17 protein-coding genes are annotated in these 24,276 nt (G+C 44.6%); 7 read left to right on the top strand and 10 right to left on the bottom strand.

Features of this window, described 5'->3' with window-relative positions; genetic code table 11:
- The first annotated feature begins 12 nt into the window (after positions 1–12).
- The gene (locus IEE84_RS06410) at positions 13–1,221 is read left to right on the top strand and encodes a copper resistance protein B (RefSeq protein ID WP_191115289.1); all 1,209 of its coding nucleotides are present in this window, start codon (positions 13–15) and stop codon (positions 1,219–1,221) included.
- Positions 1,222–1,264: 43 nt separating this feature from the next.
- Complete coding sequence (locus tag IEE84_RS06405) at positions 1,265–1,732, top strand: DUF305 domain-containing protein (RefSeq protein WP_224737935.1); 468 nt, start codon at positions 1,265–1,267, stop codon at positions 1,730–1,732.
- A 35-nt stretch (positions 1,733–1,767) separates the two neighbouring features.
- Here IEE84_RS06405 and IEE84_RS06400 read toward each other — a convergent pair whose 3' ends face one another.
- Entirely contained in the window at positions 1,768–1,989 is a 222-nt protein-coding gene (locus IEE84_RS06400; protein WP_191115288.1) for a putative antibiotic biosynthesis monooxygenase, read from the bottom strand.
- A 109-nt stretch (positions 1,990–2,098) separates the two neighbouring features.
- The gene (locus tag IEE84_RS06395; protein ID WP_228724814.1) at positions 2,099–3,226 is read right to left on the bottom strand and encodes an alkene reductase; all 1,128 of its coding nucleotides are present in this window, start codon (positions 3,224–3,226) and stop codon (positions 2,099–2,101) included.
- 185 nt (positions 3,227–3,411) lie between these two features.
- On the opposite strand from IEE84_RS06395, the gene IEE84_RS06390 reads away from it, so the two are divergent.
- Entirely contained in the window at positions 3,412–4,296 is an 885-nt protein-coding gene (locus IEE84_RS06390; RefSeq protein WP_191115286.1) for a LysR family transcriptional regulator, read from the top strand.
- A 164-nt stretch (positions 4,297–4,460) separates the two neighbouring features.
- Here IEE84_RS06390 and cobA read toward each other — a convergent pair whose 3' ends face one another.
- The 5 genes from cobA to IEE84_RS06365 all read right to left on the bottom strand — a co-directional run bounded on the left by cobA (position 4,461) and on the right by IEE84_RS06365 (position 14,215).
- Positions 4,461–5,324 carry a uroporphyrinogen-III C-methyltransferase gene (gene cobA, locus IEE84_RS06385; RefSeq protein ID WP_224737982.1) on the bottom strand — a complete coding sequence of 288 codons (864 nt, stop codon included), beginning with the start codon at positions 5,322–5,324 and terminating at the stop codon, positions 4,461–4,463.
- A 214-nt stretch (positions 5,325–5,538) separates the two neighbouring features.
- The gene (locus tag IEE84_RS06380; RefSeq protein WP_224737933.1) at positions 5,539–9,021 is read right to left on the bottom strand and encodes a nitrate reductase; all 3,483 of its coding nucleotides are present in this window, start codon (positions 9,019–9,021) and stop codon (positions 5,539–5,541) included.
- A complete protein-coding gene (locus tag IEE84_RS06375; protein ID WP_224737928.1) occupies positions 9,018–10,496 on the bottom strand; it encodes an NAD(P)/FAD-dependent oxidoreductase in 1,479 nt (492 codons plus the stop codon). The genes IEE84_RS06380 and IEE84_RS06375 overlap by 4 nt, the downstream gene beginning before the upstream one ends.
- A gap of 52 nt (positions 10,497–10,548) precedes the next feature.
- Positions 10,549–12,690, bottom strand: a complete 2,142-nt coding sequence (locus IEE84_RS06370) for a bifunctional protein-serine/threonine kinase/phosphatase (RefSeq protein ID WP_323969946.1) — start codon at positions 12,688–12,690, stop codon at positions 10,549–10,551.
- Between the two features lie 16 nt (positions 12,691–12,706).
- Entirely contained in the window at positions 12,707–14,215 is a 1,509-nt protein-coding gene (locus IEE84_RS06365) for a NarK family nitrate/nitrite MFS transporter (protein WP_191115284.1), read from the bottom strand.
- 641 nt (positions 14,216–14,856) lie between these two features.
- Between IEE84_RS06365 and nirB the strand changes: the two genes are divergently transcribed.
- Entirely contained in the window at positions 14,857–17,457 is a 2,601-nt protein-coding gene (gene nirB, locus IEE84_RS06360) for a nitrite reductase large subunit NirB (RefSeq protein ID WP_191115283.1), read from the top strand.
- Between the two features lie 178 nt (positions 17,458–17,635).
- A complete protein-coding gene (nirD, locus tag IEE84_RS06355; RefSeq protein ID WP_191115282.1) occupies positions 17,636–17,986 on the top strand; it encodes a nitrite reductase small subunit NirD in 351 nt (116 codons plus the stop codon).
- A 139-nt stretch (positions 17,987–18,125) separates the two neighbouring features.
- Here nirD and IEE84_RS06350 read toward each other — a convergent pair whose 3' ends face one another.
- Complete coding sequence (locus IEE84_RS06350; RefSeq protein ID WP_191115281.1) at positions 18,126–18,953, bottom strand: DODA-type extradiol aromatic ring-opening family dioxygenase; 828 nt, start codon at positions 18,951–18,953, stop codon at positions 18,126–18,128.
- 88 nt (positions 18,954–19,041) lie between these two features.
- A complete protein-coding gene (locus IEE84_RS06345) occupies positions 19,042–19,488 on the bottom strand; it encodes a DoxX family protein (RefSeq protein ID WP_191115280.1) in 447 nt (148 codons plus the stop codon).
- A 161-nt stretch (positions 19,489–19,649) separates the two neighbouring features.
- Here IEE84_RS06345 and IEE84_RS06340 point away from each other — a divergent pair, with 161 nt between their 5' ends.
- Positions 19,650–20,558, top strand: a complete 909-nt coding sequence (locus tag IEE84_RS06340; RefSeq protein ID WP_191115279.1) for a LysR family transcriptional regulator — start codon at positions 19,650–19,652, stop codon at positions 20,556–20,558.
- Positions 20,559–20,647: 89 nt separating this feature from the next.
- On the opposite strand, the gene IEE84_RS06335 is transcribed toward IEE84_RS06340, so the two are convergent.
- Positions 20,648–21,361, bottom strand: a complete 714-nt coding sequence (locus tag IEE84_RS06335; RefSeq protein ID WP_191115278.1) for a DarT1-associated NADAR antitoxin family protein — start codon at positions 21,359–21,361, stop codon at positions 20,648–20,650.
- A gap of 435 nt (positions 21,362–21,796) precedes the next feature.
- On the opposite strand from IEE84_RS06335, the gene IEE84_RS06330 reads away from it, so the two are divergent.
- Complete coding sequence (locus tag IEE84_RS06330) at positions 21,797–24,274, top strand: heavy metal translocating P-type ATPase (protein ID WP_191115277.1); 2,478 nt, start codon at positions 21,797–21,799, stop codon at positions 24,272–24,274.
- Positions 24,275–24,276: the final 2 nt, after the last annotated feature.

Genomic DNA, 24,276 nt, shown 5'->3' with positions numbered 1-24,276 from the left:
ATGAGGCTTATTATGAAAATATCTAAGAAAAATCTGTCATTCATTGGTTTGTCATCGCTAGTCTTGCTCACATGCTCTTTTGCAACAGCTGCTGAGATGTCGAGTATGGATCATAGTGGCATGGATATGTCTGGTATGGATCATAGCGGTATGGATATGTCAGGCGATATGTCTGGTATGGATCACAGCGGCATGGATATGTCAGGCGATATGTCTGGTATGGATCACAGCGGCATGGACATGTCAGGCGATATGTCTGATATGGATCATAGTGGTATGGATATGTCGGGCGATATATCTGATATGGATCACAGCGGCATGGATATGTCAGGCGATATGTCTGGTATGGATCATAGTGGTATGGATATGTCGGGCGATATATCTGATATGGATCACAGTGGCATGGATATGTCAGGCGATATGTCTGGTATGGATCACAGTGGCATGGATATGTCAGGCGATATGTCTGGTATGGATCACAGTGGCATGGATATGTCTGGTATGCAAGGTGGGCAGCCACCAGCCGATGCTCGCAGTCCAGACTATTCAAATGGGGTTCCCTACGGACAGTATGGTAAGCCAATGATGATGGGCAGCATGCCATTATGGGGAGTGTCAGTAGACGACTTGGGCTATCAGTTTGATGAAGACCAAATCAACTTTGAAGCTGAAGGTTGGTATGGTACTGATAGCAATCGTATAAGACTACGCACGGAAGGTAGTGCTCAGACTAAAGATGATAAAGAAATAGATAGCTTGAGCTCCCTTGCTTATTGGAAACCACTGAGTATTTTTTGGAATGGTGAAGCTGGTGTCGCTTACGATACTGAAAACGATAACGCTGCAATAATGGCAGGTATTGTCGGCACCGCGCCTTATTTTATCGAAACGGATGCGAGAGCCTACTTATATACCGATGGTCAACTTCGTCTTGATTTGGGCGCAGAGTACGAATGGCGTTTGGATCAGCGTTGGGTAATCATACCAGAGGTAGGATTGACTGCCTTTAGTAAAGATGACCATGATAATGGTATTACCAAAGGCTTTAATGAGATGGAAGCTGAGGTTAGGCTGACTTACGAGACGTTCAGTCGCCAGCTAGCACCTTATGTGGGGGTTAGTTATGAGACAGCGCTTGGCAAGGCTCGTGGTCAACGACGTCAAGAAAATGAATCGGTTGATAGCAGTAGTTTGACTGCGGGAGTTAAATTCTGGTTTTAACTGTCTACCCATTTTAATTTAACAAAACAATGGAGGTCATATCATGGAAGCTGCTAAGCAAAAAAATATGAACCCTTATGTAAAATTCACCTTAATGATTCTGACATCGACTGTCATCATGTATATCATGATGTACTTCAATACCTACCAGTGGGATCACATTTACTTTAGTGAAACCCGAGCGTATATGGCGCTTTACATGGGTGCCGGTATGGCAGTGGTCATGTTGGCATTTATGACCAATATGTATAAGAAGACCAAGGTCAATTTGATGATCTATGGTCTGAGCGTATTGATGTTTGCTGTTGGTATTTGGGGCGTCAGATCACAAGCAACGGTCGACCAAGTCGATTGGATGCAAGCGATGATACCGCATCACTCGATTGCCATTCTCACCAGTAGCCGCGCTGATATTGAAGATCCGCGTGTGCAACAGCTTGCTGATGATATTATAAAAGCCCAAAAGCGTGAAATTGATGAAATGAAGCAGTTGATTGATGAGCTTGAATAAGAGAATGGTGTACCAGTGAACGCTGCGAAAAGTGATCACTCTTTTCTGCTCAGACGCTCAATGACCCAGCCTGCTAGTGGGAAAGACACCAACTGTGTCAGTGGAACAAGTATGATGGTTTCAATTAATACCACCACTGGCAGGCTTAAACCCTGAGTTATAGGCTTCAATAACGTTAATACAATTAGGAGCGTTGGATACAGCCCTATATATCCTATTAATATGCGTATAAGTCTGTCTTTGGAGTTCTGATTCATGACATGATACCGACTGATAATTAAGCCTCTGCTTATATAAAAGCGTTAAATTTGTAAATAGAAATAAGGCCATTAATGGCCTTATCTTATTCATTGTTTAAGTGCTTCGCTACTCTTGATAGCGAGGATAATCACTATAGCCAACATCGGTACCACCATACATCGTGGTAGGATCTACTTCATTCAATGGCCAGTTATTGGCGATACGCTCAGGTAGATCTGGATTAGCGATAAAAGGACGACCAAACGCGAATAAATCACCGTAGCCTTTTTCTAAAATGTTTACGGCTTTTTGTACCGTGTATTTGCCAGCATAAATAATACGGCCTGAAAATTCTTCTCTGACTGCTTGATAGAAAGTGTCTGGTAAATCAGGCGCATTGTCCCAATCGGCTTCTGCAATGGACAAATAAGCAATGCCAGCTTGCTCAAGGACTTTAATCGCCTCAATATACGTATGATGAGGGTCTGACTCTACCAAGCCTAAATACACACGCGTCTCATCCGTACTCGCAAACAAAGGCGCAAAACGCACGCCTAAACGATCAGCACCGACCACATCACTGACAGCGGCTATTATCTCTTTTAAGAAGCGCAAACGATTGGTCAACGACCCACCATATTGATCATTACGTGTGTTGTTATGCTCAGAGATAAACTGATTGACCAAATAACCATTGGCACAATGCAGCTCTACCCCATCAAAACCTGCCTCCAATGCATTGCGTGCGGCGGCCGCATACATACTTACCAGTTCACCAACCTCATCAGTACTAAGAGCTCGTGGCTCACTTGGATCAGCCAATGCACCTGCACCTGGGCCTGTTTCAATAAAGACTTTTACGTTGTCAGCAGTAATATCAGAAGGCCCTACCGGCTGAGCACCATTAGGCTGCAAGCTGGTGTGCGACACACGGCCTACATGCCAAAGCTGAGCAAAAATAATACCGCCTTTGTCATGTACTGCTTGCGTGACTTTTTTCCAACCTTCAACTTGGGCTGATGAATGGATACCTGGCGTCCAAGCATAACCTTGACCTCTTGGCTCAATCTGCGTACCTTCCGTCACCATAAAGCCTGCTGACGCACGCTGTGCATAATAGCTGGCCATTAAGTCATTAGGGATATTGTCAGGTTGCGTGCTACGAGAGCGTGTCAAAGGCGGCATTACGATGCGGTTTTTGAGCGTATAAGGCCCAAGTGCTACAGAGGAAAATAATGTCTTTGTATCTGGAATAGTTTGTGTCATAAGTGTCTCTTTTAAAGCAGCTGATGGCTTATTATTAAAGGTATTTGGCCTGTTTTGATGCTTAATAGCTCATTTAGTGGCTACTTAAGCAATGTTAGTCAGCATAGCGTTTTGAGGGTACAATTAGAAACAACCAATTATTGTTTAAGATACAACTATTAATGGTACTCATTATGAATGGAATGAATCGGCTCGATATTAAGCAACTTAGAGTATTACAAGCGTTACTTGATCTGAAAAACCTCTCACAAGTTGCACGTAAAATGGGGCTGACCCAACAAGCCATCAGTGAGCAGTTACGCAAGTTACGTGAGGTGTTTGATGATCGCTTGTTTATTCGTCAAGGCAATAGCATGGTGGCAACGCCAAAAGCGCTATCGATGCAGCGACCTATTGACCAGATATTAAAGCAGTTGGAAGATTTGTTAGAGCCAGAGGTTTTTATGCCGCACACATACAAAGGCATATTTACGATTAGTGCGACTGACTATGCGACGCAGGCATTATTACCGCAATTGTTTAATATTACGCGACGCGACGCACCGGATTTGAAGTTGATCGTGCGCGACTTTGCCTCGGACAATATCAATCAGCTGATTGCAGCAGGCGAGCTTGATTTGTTGATTACTTTTCCAGAGTTTATCCCTGATAACTTATCGTATGTGACTTTATTTGAAGAGCAACATTTATGCGTTACAGGTTGTGAGAATACCTTTGCCACAGAGCCATTAACGCTGGCGCAAGTGGCTGCACACGCGCAGCTAGTCGTGTCACCTTCACGTGCTAATTTACGTGGCTCTCATGATCAATGGTTTGCAGAAAAAGGTCTAAAACGAAACATTGTGATGTCGGTTCCTAGCTTTTCAGCCGTACCAGATATTTTGCACACGACTGACATGATTGCGTTTTATCCTTCGCGATTATTGCCGAGCAGTAAGGTCAAAGAGCTTAAGGTTGAAGCATTGCCGCCTACTTTTAAGGTCATCGCAGCATGGCATCCACGTACTGCTGACAGTGGCATACATCGTTGGTTAATCGAGCAATTACGAAATCTATAATAATTAACTTAGCTATAGCCAACTTTGAAACGACATCGGAAGTTTTTAAACTTGATGTAAGTATTATCTAGACTAAACATGGTCCTACACAAGATTCTAGACGGGTGCACATAATCACCTTAGTAACAGTTTCTTAAAATAACAGTTTCTTAAAAGTAGTTATCCTACGCAATACTTTCCAAATTGGGTATCAAATCATTACTGCTTATCACTTTATCAACATCAACAAACTCACCTTTACCCATGGCGCCAAGATTATAGTCTGCAAACTCATGATATAAAGTGACCACATCACCCATAATCAATAGTGCAGGGGTTGGTAGTTTTGCTTCAGCTTGCTGATCAGCGATATCACTTAATGTGCCGATAAGTACTTGCTGCGTTGGCATAGTGGCATGACTAATGATAGCAAAAGGCGTTTCGCTGTCGCGCCCCGCTGCTATCAACCCTTGTGTCATCTCATGCAAACGGTGCAAACCCATGTAAAACACAACTGTCTGGCTGCTGTCCATTAGCTCACTATAATCATTATTAGGCGCCCCATTTTTTTTGCAAGCAGTGACAAACTTGACCGATTGGGCATGGTCACGGTGCGTTAGTGGAATTCCTGCACGGCTAGCAGCGGCACTGGCAGCTGTAATGCCTGGAATAGACTCAAAATGAATGCCATGACGCACCACTTCCTGCAGCTCTTCGCCGCCGCGCCCAAAAATAAAAGGGTCGCCACCTTTTAAGCGAACCACCATTTTACCTGCCAGCGCGTGTTTGACCAGTAGCTCGTTAATACTCTCTTGTGGTAATGCATGATTGGCGCGGCGCTTACCAACGAATATTTTTTCCGCCGTGCTCGCGCACATATCCAAAATATCTTCAGACACCAGACTGTCGTATAATACTACCTCTGCGCGCTGCATTACTCGCCACGCTTTTAAGGTTAACAGCTCAGGGTCACCAGATCCTGCGCCAATCAGATGCACAGTGCCTCTTTTGGTGCAAGTTTGCACGTTTTCTGCGCAGTGTTGGTCCATTAGCTGATAGGTCTCATGCATTGAAGTAATTGAGGTAGCGGCAGATATATTGGTCATGGTGGTGACTCCTGATAACAGCGTGAATACAGCAAAATGGGCAACCATAAGCAAAGTTGTCAATAAACCCCTATTCTAAAATGGCTGATTGTTCATAACACAATACTCAACCAGTAATTGCATATAAAAGGTTGCAAGCGACGTGCCATAACATGATTTAAGCTTGCGCTAATGGGGTACATTCTGCGATTAATGCATTGATTTGCCCCACACAAGAGCCACAATTGGTACCTGCTCGGCACTGCTTACCCACTGCCGTCGCACTAGTACAACCATGCTGCGTGATAGCGTTGAGAATGGTGTTTTTTCCAACTGACATACAAGAGCATACCAAGGGTCCTGGATCGACATAACCACTGGCAGGCCGCCCCGCTAGCAACCATTTGTATCGTTGATTAACAGGTATTTGACTAGTATCCGTAAAGCAGCTATCGAGCCAACGTACACTCGGTAATTGCTTTTGCGTTGGAGCAACATAAATAGCCATAATCAGTTGTGTGCTAGGCCTTTCATCATCAGATGACCCACTATTTATAGCAGCGTTATTTGAGTCTATCTCAGGCGCAGATTGAGTCACAATAAAACGCAATTGATTCTGTACATTATCGACCGTAAACGCCGTATGCATGACACCCTCTTGAGGGTTTGGCTGTGATAATGATTGCATAGACGCTATAAAATTCTGCCAAAACTCGGGGCACGCTAAGGTACTACTAGCCTCCACCATCGGGCTAGCGAGATTGATCAAGACGCTGTTATTTTGATGACTCAAACTCCAAGTAAGTGCAGGTAATGCCTCTGGCACAATATTATTTGAACGTGCTTCGCATTTTGTTTCAGACAATCCTTTCTCTGACGCTTTGGCAGAAAAATTGACCAAAATAGTACGTAATTGCACTATAACGGCGTCTTGCCACTCAGGATGCACCAAAATCTTGCCAAATGATTGCATAGGAACAGGCGTGACACTAATCGCCGAATTTTTGAGCTCTGGCTGCCCTGAAAGTGGATCGACGACTGTTGGAATAAGGGGGCCTACCCGAGCAAAGCTAGCAAAAGCATTGCTCCAATGCATGGGCATAAATGCATCACCAACGCGCAACGTATCGCTAATGGCAACTTGAGCTAGTACGATACTTGTGGACTCGTTGCCATCCTTAGCCGTACTCATCGCGGTATCATTGACTATGCCGTTACTGGTCACGCCGTTCTCATAACTTTCATACTTTCCGTGGTTTTCAAACCTACGATGCAGTTGTACAAAGTCATTATCTTGAACACCTAGCTGCCGTGCATCATTAGGATGTATGGTCAGTGTCGGTACTGGCTGATGTTGATTTAACTGCGGTGCAAGGCCAGTGCGAGTCATGGTATGCCATTGATCACGCAGCCTGCCAGTAATCAGGCGTAAATAAACCACTTCGTTTTCAGGTTGAGTATCATGCTCAAACTCGTGTTTAAAGGGTGTTCGATTATCAACAATCAGTTGGGAGTTTTTCCTGCTTTGATGTCGATGCACATTGGCTACGCTCGCTTCATCAGAGGGCGTAATAGCAATCAACTGTGACTTGGTAACAGCAGCCTCGGAATTAATGATCTCGTTTTCTAAAGGTTTTATCTTATCAATCATAGAGATACGCGTGCCACCCCATTGAAATGGTAACATCTCTTCGTATGCTTGCTGACTGAGTGCGATTGGCTGATATGTTTGATTGCCGTTCTGGTTAATATGCTGGCTAATATATTGTTGAGCAGGTTTATCGGCTGGTACCTCATCTGTCATTAAAGCAGACAAGTCTTTGCTAAGATTCAGGTAGCGAGGGTAATTCTTATTAGAGTGAGATGTTCTGTGGCTATGCGTATTACCATAAGCGGTCAATGCCACGTGTTCATTAAATATCTCGCTAGGATGTTGATAATCAAACCCCGTTAACCCCATTCGTGTGGCAACTTGAGACAGTATCCACCAATCTGGTTTGGCAAGCCCCAACGCAGGCATTAATGCCCGCTGCCGAGATATACGCCGTTCAGAATTGGTGACCGTTCCAGATTTTTCGCCCCACCCCTGGGCAGGCAATACAATGTCAGCACACTTCACCGTATCACTGTCTACCGAGCAATCAGAGACAATCACTAGATCGCATTTGGTAAGCGCTTGGCGAAAATTATCGGCATCTGGCAAGCTAACCACTGGGTTGGTAGCCATAATCCAAATGGCCTTGATACGACCATCTAATATGGCAGCAGCCGCATCACAGGCTTTGACACCCACGTTTGGGGCGATAGTTTGAGGCGACTGCCAAAAGTCTGCCACGAGCTGACGATGATCGGCATTGTCTAGTTCTAAATGCGCCGCTAACAAATTGGCAAGGGCGCCGACTTCTCGTCCACCCATTGCATTAGGCTGTCCAGTAAGTGAAAACGGACTGGCCCCTACTTTGCCTACACGCCCTGTGAACAAATGGGTATTGATAATAGCATTGACCTTATCGGTTCCACTTTGTGATTGATTGACGCCCATACTAAAGGCAGTGACTGTTTTATCAGTGGCGGCAACGCTTTCATAGAACTGGCGGATACTATCCGCAGACACTTGACAAGCACTGGCGACTTTATCAATGCTCCATGCTTTGGCCGCATTCACCGCATCATCAACGCCCAAGCTTTGGCTAACATATTCATCATCTTGGCAACCCTGCTGATCTAAGTAATGCAGCAACCCATTATATAAATGTGTATCCGTGCCCGCAGCAATTGGTAAATGCAAATCGGCAAACTCGCAAGAGTCCGTACGGCGCGGATCTATCACAATCAGTTTTTTATTAGGATTGGCTTTTTTGGCTGCTAAAAATCGACCAAATAAAATAGGATGGCACCACGCCATATTGGATCCTACCAGTACCAATAAATCACAAACCTCTAAATCCTCGTAATTACCCGGCACAAGATCTGCGCCAAACGCACGTTTGTGCCCAGCTACTGCGGACGACATGCACAGCCGAGAGTTGGAGTCGATGTTATTATTACCAATAAACCCTTTTATAAATTTGTTAGCCACGTAATAGTCTTCAGTCAGCAATTGACCTGAGACATAAAACATAATGCTGTCTCGCCCGTGTTTGGCGATAGTGTCATTTAGACGACTGGCAACGTCCCCTAGTACGGTATCCCAGTCTGTCTGCTTTATAAGTGACTTGTCAGATACGTCTTTAGCATTAAAATCATTACCCAATTGCATAGGCTGATGCTGTTGCATGACTGCTTGCTTGTTTTGATAATATGGCTCGGTCAAGCGGCGCGCAGTGCCTAGTGTTTGTGCTAGCGCACTCCCTTTGGAGCACAATTTACCAGAATTAGCCGGATGCTCAGGATCTCCTTTAACGCTCAGCACCTCTGTCTCATTCACGCTCGCTAAAACACCGCATCCCACTCCGCAATAAGGGCACGTTGTGCGGATAGTAGTTATCGAGCTATCAATCAAATCGCTATCAGAAGACGACAGTGCTTTTTTTGTATTTTTGGCAGCACTTATATCATGTGTTTCAATGACGCGGTCTGTTGCTTTTTGCATGCTATTAGGTAGGCTATTAGCTGACACTACTTTACTAGCAGTAGATTGATTGGCAATAGCGTCATTCATAATGCATCCTCTAACAGTTCAGCCGCTTTATGATGATCGACGTTCCTGTCTGTCTCATTAAATTCTATATCTACTTCCGTAGTCGGCGAATTGCTTGGCATTATTTCATCCAAATGACAATATGCTTCGCCAAATATGAGTGTGTCTTTAATGGACGTAATATCAACGTTATCTATAATTAACTGACTGTAAAAGCTGCCATCGCTGGTGTCCCCATAAAGCACAGCACCAATGAGTTTGTTTTCTTTGAGGTACAGACAGTGATAATGGTTTAATTCAGGCTGACGATATACGAGAGTCTCAATAGAGTCGGCAGCGTCATCATCGAAAGCAATTTGCCCTGCAGAAAATGCCGACATGCCAGATACTTTCAATTTTAATGACAACGGCTTGCTGATAAAAGGAACCCAGTGATCTGGCACGGCAGCTTTATTGTCTATCACATTTATATCGTTTTCTATCAAAGCATCTTTTAAAACCGTGACCAATGTATCTACCTGCTGATTGACCGGCGCCACCATTCCAAATAGCTCGCCCTCTCGCTCTATACACTCTCCAATGGCATAAACATTAGGACAACTGGTGTGCATAAAATCATCGACCACAATACCGCGATTAACCTCAAGCCCGCTTTGCTTAGCAAGCGATGTATTGGGTATCACACCCACTGCCATCACGATAAAATCAGCTGCTAGCTTGCGCCCGTCTTTTAAAGACAATCCGCATACTTCTCCTGCATCATTCATCTCGATGGCCTCAGTATGGGCAGAAACCGCGAGACCAACCCCTCGGCGCATGAGCTCAGCTTGCAAAAGCTCGGCAGCTGGCAGGTCTAGCTGACGATTGAGTACATAACTATCCATATGAATGACCGTCATGCTCGCGCCCTGTGCCGCCAACGCGCACGCAGCCTCTAATCCCAGTACGCCACCACCAATCACCAAACCCGCTTTTCCTTGGCGGGCATAGTCCATCAGAGCGGTCACATCGGCAAGGTCTCGAAACACATGCACGCCATTAGCCGTGTGATTGGGGAACGGAATGACTCGGGCAGTTGATCCTGTGGCCATTATTAACTTGGCATAGTTGAGTGTTTGCCCATCATCTAGCTCAATACACTGGCACTTGGTATCTATTGTCTCTACTGCAACCCCAGCCAGCACGGTGATACCTAGCTGCTCATACTCTGAGTTGTCATATAAATAAGTATCTTCAAACGCTGTGTCGCCAGCCAATACGGGTGACAGCATAATTCGGTTGTAGCCCACGTGCGGCTCTTTACTGATTAACGTAATTGGCAAACGGGATTTATCATCATTTGATTGCGTGCGAGCAAGCTCAATAGCAAAGCGACTGCCTGCCATGCCCGCCCCGATAATAACGATGCCAGCGTTTTTTTGATGGTCTGATGCTAAGGCGTGAGTGTTGGTATGAGTATCTACCGTAGTTGCGGCTTGCGACATAGATAGTGACATAAACAGAAAAATCCTTAGCCGCCCGGAGCAGCATTGAATGCAAAACAGCGTGTCATGAAAAGTATGCCAACAACAATAAAATGATGACAAACTCTATGAAGCAAATGCCATGCCATACCAGTAGAGGGTTACGCTTAATGAGAGGTTCTGGGTCGCGGCTGTGCGCTTTATTATCAGGGTTAAAATCTTGTAAAAACTCACCAATGGCTTGATAGCGCGCGTTAGTATTGACATGCAGCGCACGCATGAGTGCCTGTTGGCTGGCGTCAGGCACATTCTGCTGCCGTAGCGGCTGCGCGGGCATCATTAGTGTTTGGTTTGGCATCATTAGTGTCTGGGTATTAAACGGCAATTGTCCCGTCAGCAGTTCATAACCAATCACTGCAATCGAGAACAAGTCAGAATGCACGCCTTTTGGTGCATCGGTGTAATATTCTGGTGCAGCATAGTGCAAATCACCATTTGGTGGTCGCGTACTGTCTTTTAAGATAGAGGAACTGGCGGAACCAAAATCAATCAGTTTGACCGCACCAGATTTGGTCAAAAGAATATTTTCAGGTTTGATGTCTTGATGCAGCAGATAGTTGCGATGCATGACTCGAACTGCCATGCCAATTTTGGTGAGTAAATCAAAGGTTTGCCACACATCACAAGGCGCATGACGATCCATAAAGTTCCGTAAACTCTCACCGGCGATATATTCAGTCAAATGATATAAGTATGTGGTACTTGCTGGTACTGGATAGTAACGCAGCAGCCCCGACTCACTGAGCCCAGAGCCCACGTTATGACCACTATTGTTGGATGCAGGATTGACAGGCAATCGATTGGGATCAGCTTGATTGTAAGCCGACTCTCCTGCGCGGCGATGTTTTGATAGGCTCAAACCAATTTTACGTTCTTTTAGAAAATCACGCAGATAGTGACCATCGGCAACAGAGTCTAAACTGGGTGATTTTAAAACAAAGTCATGGTTGTATTCATCTTTTACCCAGTACACGTGACTGCGAGCAGTACGAGCAATGATACCAATCACAGTAAAGCCGTCAATATGATCGCCTATCTGTAAATCGGTTGGCAGCTGGTAGCGATTCACATCATGTATGACCGTATCCAGATTATCAAAGTCAATGCCATTTAAATGACTAATACCCTTGGAGCCATTGATAGAAGTAAAACGGGCTGAGCGTGTGTTCATACTCAGCATAACCATGCTTAGATTGTCATGACTACCTGCACTAAAGGCTTGCTCGCATACGGCTTGACTGGTGTTAAGTCCTAGCGGTAATTCGTGTGTGGTGGTCATCAACTGAAGTATATCAGTCGCACTGCTGCACAGCTCAAATTGCAACTCTGTGGGCTCTATATGCTCATAAACCCCATCCGTCATAATGGCCAAACATTCGTTTTGATGAAGGGTAAATACCGATTGTTGTAGCTCCATCTGGCTATCTGCGCCGATAGCTGCAGCAAGCGCTCCTTTATCTTGACCGCGGTGCACGCGGTGATCTTTGCTCAATACTGTCAGACAATCTACCCCAACGCGGTATATTCGAGAGTCGCCTGTATGAAACAGGTGAATACGGTCACCGATACAGAGCAAGCCTGATAACGTAGACAACAACGGCGGCACCCGTTGATACGATTGAGGAAAATATAGAATATCGTTGGCTTTGTTGACTGCTGTTTTGATAATAGTGGCGACTTGATCATCATCAAAACTGATGGATGACGTCTCATCTTGCGATTGTGTCAGTGCAGTCAACCCTAATGTTATTTTGTGAGCAATGGTATTCACCACTAGCCTACTTGCCTGTTTTGGAAACTGACAAGCGCTGACCCCATCTGCCATCAGCACCAATAATGGGGCTGATGAGGACGGGTGAGATCTTGCTTGAGATATTGAGCGATTAGCATTAGATGATTCTGCACCTGAACATTGATAGGGCAAGCAGGTGGTGATAAGTAAGCTGTCTTGGTTTTCAGTCTTGCGACCTGCCATAGTAAAAAAATCAAGCCACCATAATACAGTGCTGCCATCATCAATACTCTTACTTTCATTAGTCTCATCAATAGCAACAAACTGACTTGACTCTATCAAAGATGACGGATTACCTTTATTGAAATGAGCAGCCATCTCATCCGCATTTTGACTATTGTTTCTATTGGCGTTTGCTGCATCTGTTATCGTCATCTGTCGTCACCCCATACTATCTATGACTCACTTGTATTTCGGCAAATGTGCCATCTGGCATCTCTTCAATAATAATGCCTTCTGGCTCTTTTAAGAGAAACAATGCAAAGAATCCAACCACTGCTGTCGCGGCAATTACAAAGAAAAACACTTGATAAGACACCAGGCTCAGCACCGTTAAATACACCACTGACCCAACATTACCATACGCACCTGTCATCCCTGCAAACTGCCCTGTCATACTGCGTTTGATCAGAGGAATCACCGCAAAAACAGCGCCCTCACCTGCCTGTACGAAGAACGAGCAAAACATCGTAATTAACAATGCCAGTGCCAGTGGCCATGTTGAGTCAAGGAAGCCCATTAATAGATACCCGATGGCCAAACCAGCTGTCAAAATCAACAAAGTAATTTTGCGACCAAACTTATCACTGAGCCAACCGCCACCTGGGCGTGACATGAGATTCATAAAGGCATAGCTCGATGCCAATACCCCTGCCATTACAATCGATAAACTAAAAGTTTCTTGGTAAAACAAAGGAAGCATCGACACGACGGCAAGCTCTGAGCCGAACGTGGCAAAATACAAAATATTTAAGATACCTACTTGCTTAAAATCATAACGATGCGCCACTGGTACAGGCGTGGTGAAAACCTCTTTATTAAAACGGTAGCTACTAATGAACTCGTAAACATACAGTATCGCAAGGCCAATATAGACCATGGTGACACTAGACTGGCTCAGCAAGCTCACACCATCAGGTGATAGTTTCCATGCCAATAGCGCCAATGCCAAATACATAGGCAGTTTAAAAACCATCATTAACCAAAAATCACCCGATGACGTCACCATCATGGCACCTGACTTTTTGGGTTTAAAATAAGTAGCCCCTTTGGGTGTATTACGCGCCATCTTATAAAAAATGATGCTATAAAGCGCCATCACTACCCCTGATGTGGCTGTTGCATAACGCCAACCTTCATCACCACCGAAAACTGCTGCAGCCCCAATCGCGATAGTCGGCAATAACAGTGCCGCTGCTGCTGAGCCGAAATTACCCCACCCCCCATAAATGCCCTCAGCCGTCCCCAATTCATTGGTTGGAAACCAATCACTCATCAAACGGATACCCACCACAAAACCTGCACCCACAAAACCCAGTAAAAATCGAGACAGTGCCAAGGTGTTGTAATCCTGCGCGAACGCAAAGGTAAAACAAGGAATAGCACCAATGGCTAAAATGGCGGTATAAACAATACGAGGGCCAAAACGGTCTGTCAGCATCCCGATAATCACGCGGGCAGGAATAGTCAATGCCACGTTTAAAATGAGTAGTGTTTTGACTTGGTCTTTACTCAGATTGAGTGTTTCTCCAATCGCTGATAGAAATGGTGCATGGTTGAACCATACAAAAAAGGTAAGGAAAAATGCCATCCAACCTAAATGAAGGATTTTATTTTTACCCGTAAATGACAAAACATTAAGCTTGTCTTTACTAGGCGCAACGGGGGCTGATGATGACATAGGCAACTTCCTCAAATGATTAACTTCAGGGTTCTGACAACGTACTAAAGGTACTAAGTGTTCAAAAAATGCAGTATTCAAATATGATAAGTAGCAATGTTTCAAGCAGTGCAATGGTTATGCCAGTTATCCGTGTACACTGCCAAATCTGTATAAAGATCAGCACTCGTTAATTATCCAAGCGCCTTTACTGGCGGGTCTATAACCATCACCACACCTGACGCTTATGCTAATAAAGCATTAACACAGCAGATTTAAAACACTCCATCAGCCTCCCTTATAAACAGCAATAACATCCAACTTGGGGCATCGCAATGTCTATTTTGGTGCATTAATTTTTGATATCGCTGTCGTTAACAATCGTGCTCACCCTGATTTTTGGCAAATAGCAACGCTAATCATGCTGACATAAAAACCTTAGTACATAAGCGACTGGTCTCGATACGGCATACCTTTATGCCTAATAGCAACGCGCAAAAACCTAGCTAATCGAAGTGCTCTGGCATGATTATTGAATACTCTGTAATAGTAGGTATTAAATGCTGTTTATCAGCTGTTGTTGAGAGACGGAGCCGTTTATAGCGTGATAAAAAAATAAACGATGACCGCGTTCAACCAGCCCCATTACTAAGGACAGACGCATGATTAGCACTGCATTAAACACAGAAAACAAAGGCAATTTGGTGGTGATTGGCAACGGTATGGTCGGTCATCACTTTATTGAACGAGCAATTGAGCAAGGACTGCACCAGCAATTTGATATTCATGTATTTGCTGAAGAAGACCGCCCTGCTTATGACCGTGTTTATTTGTCGAGCTACTTTGAACATAAAGATGCCAGTAAGCTGAACCTAGTAGATTTAACGGCTTACGAATTATCAAAAGTTAATTTGCATTTGAATCAGTGTATTGTAGATATCGATTCGGCCAGTCAGCGTATTACTACTGAGGCAGGCGATATTATTGAGTACTCTGAGTTGGTGCTAGCGACTGGCTCATATCCTTTTGTACCGCCCATCCCAGGCCGCGAGCATCCGCACTGCCACGTATACCGTACCATTGCAGATTTAGATGAGATTTTAGCCATTGCCGATCTGCCCACTGTCAAAAAAGGCGTGGTGGTTGGTGGCGGTCTACTGGGGCTTGAAGCCGCAAAAGCGCTCGTGACGCTAGGGCTGGATACCTATGTGGTCGAGTTTGCACCGCAATTGATGGGCGTTCAGCTCGATGCCGCTGGTGGTGAGATCTTAAAGCGTAAAATAGAAGCACTTGGTGTCAAAGTACTGACGGGGAAAAACACCAAAGAGATTCTGTCTAATACCGCACTTAACCCTGATGACACCATCGGTGATGGTCAACATTTAACCATGCAGTTTACAGATGGCACCTCTCTAACAACCGATATGATTGTGTTTAGCGCCGGTATTAGACCGCAAGACGGTCTCATTAAAAACAACCCCGAATGCGGTATCGAAATGGGCGGGCGTGGTGGCATCTTGATTAATGAGCAATGTCGCACCAATGTAGATCATGTTTATGCCGTGGGCGAATGCGCAGTATGGGACAATAAAGTATTTGGTCTGGTGGCTCCCGGTTACAACATGGCCAGTATCTGTGCCGCGCAAATCGCTGGTGATAGCAAGCAGATATTTACGGGTGCTGACATGAGCACCAAGTTAAAACTGATGGGTGTGGATGTAGGCAGTATTGGCGACGCACATGGTACGAGTGAAGGCAGCTTAAGCTACCTGTATCAAAATCCTGCTGAGGGCATCTACAAAAAACTGGTCACCACACCTGATAACAAACGCTTGCTTGGTGCTGTACTGGTAGGCGACACCGAAGACTATAACAACCTATTGCAATTGCATTTGAATGACATTGACCTACCTGCACACCCAGAAAGCCTGATATTACCCAATGTCGAAAAACCCGTGATGGGCATCGACAATCTGCCAGATACTGCCACGATTTGTTCTTGTTACAACGTGACCAAAGGCGCTATCTGCTCGGCCGTCGAAAACGGCGCATACTCCGTCAGCGATGTAAAAACCGTGACCAGTGCTGGTAGTGGCTGTGGCGGCTGTGCCCCTATGGTCAAAGATACGGTCAGCTATCAACTCACCGCCATGGGCTTTGAAGTAAACAATGACTTGTGTGAGCACTTTGCGTACTCTCGTCAGGATTTATATAGTCTGATTCGTGTGCACGGCATCAAAACCTTTGATGAATTACTGACTGAACATGGTAGCGGTCATGGCTGTGAGATATGTAAACCAACGGTCGCCTCTATTTTGGCATCGTGCTGGAATGATTACGTACTCAAAACCGAACTGACACCACTACAGGACAGTAACGATTACTACTTAGGTAACATCCAAAAAGACGGCACTTATTCCGTTGTGCCGCGTGTGCCGGGCGGTGAAATTACTGCAGACAAGCTCATCGTACTGGGTCAAGTAGCGAAGCAGTTTAATTTGTACACCAAAATCACTGGTGGGATGCGGGTCGATCTGTTTGGCGCACGCATGGAGCAATTGCCTGATATTTGGACGCAACTGGTACAAGCAGGCTTTGAGACTGGTCATGCCTATGGTAAATCTTTACGTACCGTGAAATCTTGTATCGGTAATAACTGGTGCCGTTACGGAGTCGATGACAGCATTGGCCTCGCCTTAAGATTAGAGAATCGTTATAAAGGCGTGCGCTCACCGCACAAAATCAAGATGGGTGTGTCGGGCTGTATGCGCGAATGTGCGGAAGCGCAAAGTAAAGACTTTGGCATGATTGCGACTGAAAACGGCTGGAATTTATTTGTCTGCGGTAATGGTGGTATCACCCCGCGTCATGGCGAGCTGTTCGCCACCGATCTCGATACCGAAACCATGGTCAAATACATCGACCGCATCATTATGTTTTATATTAAAACAGCGGACAAGCTACAGCGTACCTCAAAGTGGCGTGAAAGCTTAGATGGCGGGCTGGATTATTTGAAGGCTGTCATTATTGAAGATAGTTTGGGCATAGCAGATGAGCTCGAAGCACAAATGCAATTGTTGGTCGACAATTACGTGTGTGAGTGGGCAGCAACGATTAACGACACCGAAAAACTCAAGCGTTTCCGTCATTTTGTAAACAGTGAGAAAGGCGATGATAATGTCGTTTTCGTGACTGATCGTGAACAGATTCGCCCAGCGACTGATGCGGAAAAAGCAACCATCAATCTGGTTGAGTTGGCCTAGCCAATGATGAGTGCCTTGTTAATTATCACAAAAAGCAAGGCGCTGTTTTTTCCACTCATGTTTTTAGACTCAAGCTTTACGACTCATTTTCTCAAATCATGTTTTGCAAATTGCAGCTTATCACTCAGGATTTATCATTCATACAGAGCAATATTATCATCACTAAGGATACCGCCTCATGAACCAACAGACTATTTGTACACTTGACGATATCATTCCTGAAACCGGTGTTTGCGCCCTGATAGATGGCAAACAAATTGCTATCTTTCGTACCAAACAGAACGATTTATTTGCTCTTGATAACTACGATCCATTCAGTCAAGCCAATGTATTGTCTCGGGGGTTGATTGGTGGAACCACGATTACAGATGATACAGGAACAGCAAAAGAAGTCCTTTATGTGGCCTCACCCATCTATAAGCAACGCTTTAACCTAGCTACTGGTCAGTGTTTAGATGATGAGAGTATTGTGCTCAATACTTATAAATTCAAACTTGATGGAAATAATGTGGTGGCAAACTACGAATAATAAGCGACGTTATCTCTAATTTGATATGCCATTAATAATTGCTGTATTAATCTAAAACGTCCTTTGAGTCTGAGATTCAAAGGATATTTTATTTTTGATAATCATGCTGAAATACCACGCATTAAACGTTTCAACATATTCAACCAAACTGAAAGGCTGATATTTGCGTTTTTAGCACTTGCTCAGAATAGATTTTGCGACCTGCATCACTCCCTGCTGCACCCACCGCTATCATAAGCGGTAACAAATGCTCCTCTGCCCCTAATGGATGTGAGTCAAGCGCGTGAGGAGCATTTTTCCAATTGGTCAAGGCCGTGAGTCGTTTATCCGAATCTGCTGATTCTACAGTATTCGTTAGCCATTCATCAAAACGCTCTGATGGTTCAGTAAAACTGGTATCGCCATAACCGCGCATATTATGAAAGCTCATGCCGCTACCGACGATTAGCACACCCTCTGTACGTAATGACGCCAATGCCTGACCAGCAGCCAAATGCGCTTGTGGGTCTAAATCATGACGCAAGGATAGTTGCACCACTGGAATATCTGCCTCAGGGAACATTAGCTTAAGCGGTATAAATACCCCATGATCAAAACCGCGCTCCGCATCTTGTTTATTACCTACCCCTGCCTCTATCAGTAGACTACTGACTTGCTCCGCCAATGCTGGTACGCCTGAGGCTGGATAAGTCAAATTATAAGTATGCTCAGGAAAGCCATAATAATCATAAATGAGATCAGGTTGCTTGCCAGCGGTGATACTAAACTCAGTCTTCTGCCAATGGGCACTAATGATTAAGATAGCCTTTGGTCGCTCAGGCAAACGAGCAGAAATGCCCTTTAAAAAAGTTGCCATCTCATGCCACGTATCCGCTGGTTGCCAATCCATAAAAAAACAAGGCCCTGCACCATGCGGTATAAACAGTACAGGCTGGCTGACTGGCTCATTAGATAAAAGTGTGGTCATGGCTTTCCCCTTGTTGCTTTTATTAAATGACTCTAATTAAACAGCTTTATTCACGAAAATTGAATAAAACCATTTACAACTATAAAACCTATCCTAATTTTTCTGATAATACTTTATCCATACTGAGGGAGCCGCCACCTTGGATGGCTAAAGCAAGTGTAGCTACCATCAATGTTAATGCATATTCATAACCACCATTATCAGCAAATAGCCCATTGCTAATATGGACAGAAAAAATAGCCACCAACATGGTAAAGGCTGCGGCTAAAGCTGCTGGTCTGGTTAGCAGACCTAATACCAGAGCCAGACCACCGAAGAACTCAGCACCGCCTGCGAGTATCGCCATTAAGTAGCCAGGCTCTATACCCATACTGCTTAACCACTGAGCCGTACCTGCCAGTCCGTTACCACCGAACCAACCAAATAACTTTTGGGCGCCATGGGCTGCTAAAATCAGGCCAATGGGTACCCGAAGCACTAGGGCCGCCACTCCAGCTTTTGATGACAAAATAGTATTTAATAGTGATGACTTCATTGATGCTTACTCCATAAGGTATGATTAGAATAGATAGTGTCGAAAATGATATAGGCACACTTTACTATCAACGCTATAAAAGAGTAAGCTCAGTTATATTGAATAATTATCAACATACTGTTTATAATGGATTTGATATCGAGAGAATGATAGGGACAGATATGGATAGAATCGATGCCATGCGCGCTTTTGTCGCGGTAGTAACAGAAGGCAGTTTTAGTAAAGCGGCTATTACGATGCAGCTCTCGCCGCAGCTAGTAAGCAAGTATGTGGCAAAGTTAGAGGAGGAACTACATACTCGCCTGCTCAACCGTACTACACGCAAAGTCAGCCTGACTGAAGCTGGCAGTCAATACTTTACGCATGCACAGCAGATTTTATTGAGTATTGATGAGATGGCATCGCAATTAGGCGGCTTACAGCAGCACCCTAAAGGCGTCCTGCGGATCAGTGCGCCCGTCTCCTTTGCCCTAAAGCATATGGCAAAACTCATCACTGATTTTCAGGAGCGCTATCCATCAGTTACCGTTGATCTGCAGTTGAGTGATCGAAAAGTAGATATCGTTGAAGAAGGGTTTGATATTGCCCTGCGTATCGGACAGCTCCAAAGCTCGTCACTTATCGCTAAGCAGATTGCTCCGATTCGCGTGGTATTATGCGCTTCGCCCAAGTACCTCAAAACTCATGGCACCCCTAAGCAACTTGAGGATTTAGAATCGCATCGCTATTTGCATTATAGCTATATGAATGTTGAAACTAAGGGTCAAATCTACAAATACCTAAAGACCAAACAATTCAAAGAACGTAGCGTTTTCCATAGTAATAATGGCGACGTACTCGTTGAAGCAGCTATTGCAGGCGGAGGATTGATACTACAGCCGACTTTTATTGCTAGCGAAGCATTAAGTACTGGCAAGTTGGACATAGTACTGCCCGAATATGAACCTGACCCTTTGGGATTGTATGCCGTCTATGCCCATAGAAAACTACTACCTCACAAAGTCAGATGCTTCATCGATTTTATGACCAACTACTATGGCACGCCGCCGTATTGGGATGAGAATATATAGCTTTAAACATAGAGAAATAAAAAAGCCACGATACATAATGCATCGTAGCTTTTGGTTTAAGCAAACTTAAGCGAGCGCTGACTTAACTATTAGACCCAACCTTCTTCTAACAGGTGTTCAGTATTGCTGATTTTAAAATTATTGCATAAGTCATAGAATGCCATTGGTTCTTCAACATTATCGAGCAATTCTCTTTTATGCAGTGCCACAAACAGCGCCAACGCATACGCTGCACTATGGATAGATTTTTTAGGATTGAAAGTAATATCAGTAAACCCTTGATATTGAATCACTTCCTCATGTAGTTGAGGGTTTTGCTTTAGAGCATTCACGTACAGCCAGTCATAAAACGTCGTTAACGGCTCTACTCCCCACTCCATACCAAAGTAATTGTAGCCAATGAGCTCGCCCGAGGTCATCAATCGCTCATCCTTTCGGGCTTGTCTTGGCGCTACTGTTAGCAAATCCGTGTAAGGACCACCATCTTCAAAAACCATACTGGCTTGAAAAGCATTTTCGACACTATATGGATTGCCATCATGCTCATCGGTAATCTTTAAACTAAACGGGCTTAGAGGAAAGCTTAGCTTATTACCAGATTTACTAGACAGCTCTAACACGTGCTTAAATCCATACTTTTTGCGAATGACTTGCTGTAAGTCATTGATGGATTTTTTCTTTTGTCTGGTCGCAAATCCCACATGTCGCTCAAACATAACCATATCCGTTTTTACCAAATTGTCACTGTTGACTTTGGGCATGAATACGGGTCTTTGTTCTATCGTATTTGGTACTTCTTCCATAGTGATGTGCCTTAATATCAATGGTCTTGTATAAATGTTTTGTGTTAACGGTGCTGATATCACCTGCTGTTGACGGCGTACTCTGTCATTGTTAGCAGCGTTTATTATTATTGATGTTTTATTCGCTAGTAGCCAAATACAGTGAATTGATCGAGAGCTATCGAGAGCTATCGAACCCTATCAGCGCTCGCTGGGCAGTTTATCTTATTATCAGCCATTTATCCTGCCCTATTTTAGAATTAATGCCGCCACACCTTCAACAATAAACCATAATTGAGCTATTTTGTATTCAACGATAAATATAAGACGCTACTATAAACGGGTTTAAAAGTATTATAGAAATACGCTTGACCTTACCATGATGTCAACCTATATGCTGTCACTATAGATTTGAAAATAAGATTAAAAATATAGTTAAAAACGACAGAGGTTGTTATGAAAACAAAAAATACTAAAGCCCCTACTTATCATGAAGTGCTGAGCATTGAAGGCATGAGTTGCGCATCTTGCGTCGGGCGTATCGAAAAACAATTAAAAAACATTGAGCACGTTGAAAACGCCGAGGTAAATCTTGCCACTGAACAGGCGACTGTTTACTCATCTCAGCCTTTAGATGTAGCTCAGTTAAACAAAGCGGTAGAGCGCGCAGGCTATAAGGTGACTGAAACCAAGCCTATCGAGCTATCTATAGAAGGCATGAGCTGTGCCTCTTGCGTTGGACGAGTAGAAAAATCCTTGGCAAAAGTCGCTGGCGTGCAACAAGTCACAGTAAACCTTGCGACTGAACGCGCTTGGATTAAAGGCGATGCTCAAATACAAACGAGCGACTTAATTGAGGCCGTTAAAAAAGCGGGCTACGAGGCCAAACTGGTAGAACAAGACCAAAGTGATCGACAAGATAAGAAAGCATCGGAGCAAAATCAGCTTAAACGAGATTTGGGCCTTTCTGCGCTGTTGTCACTGCCTGTATTCATTCTAGCAATGGGCTCGCATATGATTCCCGCTTTTCATATGTGGGTGGTGAATAACCTCGGCACTCAGCAAAGTTGGCTGATACAGTTTGTCTTGACCACATTGGTATTACTCTTTCCAGGCCGACGCTTTTATCAGAAAGGCGTGCCAGCCTTATTGCGTTTTGCGCCAGATATGAATTCGCTAGTGGCGATTGGTACGATCGCAGCGTATGGCTTTTCCCTCATAGCGACCTTTATCCCGCAAGCGTTACCTGAAGGCACGGTGCACGTCTATTACGAAGCCGCTGCCATGATTGTGAGCTTGATATTATTAGGTCGTTATTTTGAAGCAAAAGCCAAGGGGCGTACTTCGGGGGCCATTCAGCATTTAGTAGGCATGCAGGCAAAGACCGCCCGTGTTCAGCAAGATGGTAAAGTCATTGAAGTCTCTGTAGAAGATGTCACCGCAAAAATGATAGTTGAAATCCGTCCAGGTGAGCGTGTACCTATCGATGGTGAGGTGGTTGACGGTCACAGTTATATTGATGAATCGATGATTACGGGTGAACCTGTTCCTGTGAAAAAACAAGCAGGCGATCAAGTGGTTGGAGGTACTATCAATCAAAACGGTACCGTGAATATTCGGGCAACGGCCATTGGTGAAGATTCTGTATTAGCGCAAATCATTCGTATGGTAGAACAAGCCCAAGGCTCTAAATTACCGATTCAAGCATTGGTGGATAAAGTCACCATGTGGTTTGTACCAGCGGTGATGTTTTTATCAGCATTGACCTTTATAGTTTGGTTGATTTTTGGCCCTGACCCTGCCTTAACCTTTGGTTTAATCAATGCGGTTGCCGTGCTCATTGTGGCCTGCCCTTGTGCAATGGGATTAGCTACCCCCACCTCTATTATGGTCGGCACGGGTCGCGGTGCAGAGTTAGGTGTGCTATTCCGTAAAGGCGAAGCGCTACAAATGCTTCAGGACGTGAGCGTGGTGGCCGTTGATAAAACAGGCACATTGACTGAAGGCAAACCTACGTTGACAGATTTTCAAGTTCAACAAGGATTTGAAAAAGAACAAATCCTACGTGTGGTGGCATCGGTTGAAGCAAAATCTGAGCATCCCATTGCCTTAGCCATTGTACAAGCCGCAGAACAACAGAATATTCAACTGCTGCCTATCACTGACTTTGAAGCGATGACAGGTTTGGGTATTCAAGCAAACGTGGCAGGCCAAGTGATTCATATTGGCGCGGATCGTTACATGCAGCAATTGGGGCTTGATGTTGCTCCTTTTGAGCAAGATGCGCTACGTTTGGGGCAAGAAGGTAAAACCCCACTCTATGTCTCTATTGACCAGCAGTTAGCCGCTATCATCGCCGTTGCAGATCCTATTAAAGAGACGACTCATGCCGCCATTGCCGCACTACATCAGTTAGGCTTAAAAGTGGCCATGATTACAGGTGATAATCGCCATACCGCCCAAGCGATTGCCGAAAAATTAAATATCGATCAGGTAGTGGCAGAAGTATTACCCGAAGGCAAAGTGGATGCGATACGCCAGTTGCAAGAACAATATGGCCGAGTGGCATTTGTTGGTGACGGTATCAATGATGCCCCTGCATTGGCTCAATCTGATGTTGGACTGGCCATTGGTACAGGCACAGACGTTGCGATTGAGGCGGCCGAAGTGGTGCTAATGTCAGGTAGTCTGCAAGGTGTGCCTACTGCAATTGCCTTGAGTAAAGCCACCATCAGTAATATCAGACAAAATTTGGCTTGGGCATTTATTTATAATGTCGCCTTGATTCCGATTGCTGCAGGTGTCTTGTATCCAGCATTTGGTATCCTGCTCTCACCCATTTTTGCGGCAGGCGCAATGGCACTATCTTCTGTTTTTGTCTTAGGTAATGCGTTACGCTTGAAGTATTTCAAAGTACCCGTCATTACAGAGTAAAT

Source organism: Psychrobacter sp. 28M-43 (assembly GCF_014770435.1).
Taxonomy (GTDB): domain Bacteria; phylum Pseudomonadota; class Gammaproteobacteria; order Pseudomonadales; family Moraxellaceae; genus Psychrobacter.
Note: the sequence above shows the minus strand (reverse complement) of the source record. Positions and strands in the feature narration are given on the sequence as shown.

Bases quoted from the DNA above. Each gene is read 5' to 3' on its own strand.
- IEE84_RS06410 (WP_191115289.1), top strand. From the start codon at position 13: ATGAAAATATCTAAGAAAAATCTGTCATTCATTGGTTTGTCATCGCTA.
- IEE84_RS06405 (WP_224737935.1), top strand. From the start codon at position 1,265: ATGGAAGCTGCTAAGCAAAAAAATATGAACCCTTATGTAAAATTCACC.
- IEE84_RS06400 (WP_191115288.1), bottom strand. From the start codon at position 1,989: ATGAATCAGAACTCCAAAGACAGACTTATACGCATATTAATAGGATAT.
- IEE84_RS06390 (WP_191115286.1), top strand. From the start codon at position 3,412: ATGAATGGAATGAATCGGCTCGATATTAAGCAACTTAGAGTATTACAA.
- cobA (WP_224737982.1), bottom strand. From the start codon at position 5,324: ATGGACCAACACTGCGCAGAAAACGTGCAAACTTGCACCAAAAGAGGC.
- IEE84_RS06380 (WP_224737933.1), bottom strand. From the start codon at position 9,021: ATGAATGACGCTATTGCCAATCAATCTACTGCTAGTAAAGTAGTGTCA.
- IEE84_RS06375 (WP_224737928.1), bottom strand. From the start codon at position 10,496: ATGTCACTATCTATGTCGCAAGCCGCAACTACGGTAGATACTCATACC.
- IEE84_RS06370 (WP_323969946.1), bottom strand. From the start codon at position 12,690: ATGACGATAACAGATGCAGCAAACGCCAATAGAAACAATAGTCAAAAT.
- IEE84_RS06365 (WP_191115284.1), bottom strand. From the start codon at position 14,215: ATGTCATCATCAGCCCCCGTTGCGCCTAGTAAAGACAAGCTTAATGTT.
- nirB (WP_191115283.1), top strand. From the start codon at position 14,857: ATGATTAGCACTGCATTAAACACAGAAAACAAAGGCAATTTGGTGGTG.
- nirD (WP_191115282.1), top strand. From the start codon at position 17,636: ATGAACCAACAGACTATTTGTACACTTGACGATATCATTCCTGAAACC.
- IEE84_RS06350 (WP_191115281.1), bottom strand. From the start codon at position 18,953: ATGACCACACTTTTATCTAATGAGCCAGTCAGCCAGCCTGTACTGTTT.
- IEE84_RS06345 (WP_191115280.1), bottom strand. From the start codon at position 19,488: ATGAAGTCATCACTATTAAATACTATTTTGTCATCAAAAGCTGGAGTG.
- IEE84_RS06340 (WP_191115279.1), top strand. From the start codon at position 19,650: ATGGATAGAATCGATGCCATGCGCGCTTTTGTCGCGGTAGTAACAGAA.
- IEE84_RS06335 (WP_191115278.1), bottom strand. From the start codon at position 21,361: ATGGAAGAAGTACCAAATACGATAGAACAAAGACCCGTATTCATGCCC.
- IEE84_RS06330 (WP_191115277.1), top strand. From the start codon at position 21,797: ATGAAAACAAAAAATACTAAAGCCCCTACTTATCATGAAGTGCTGAGC.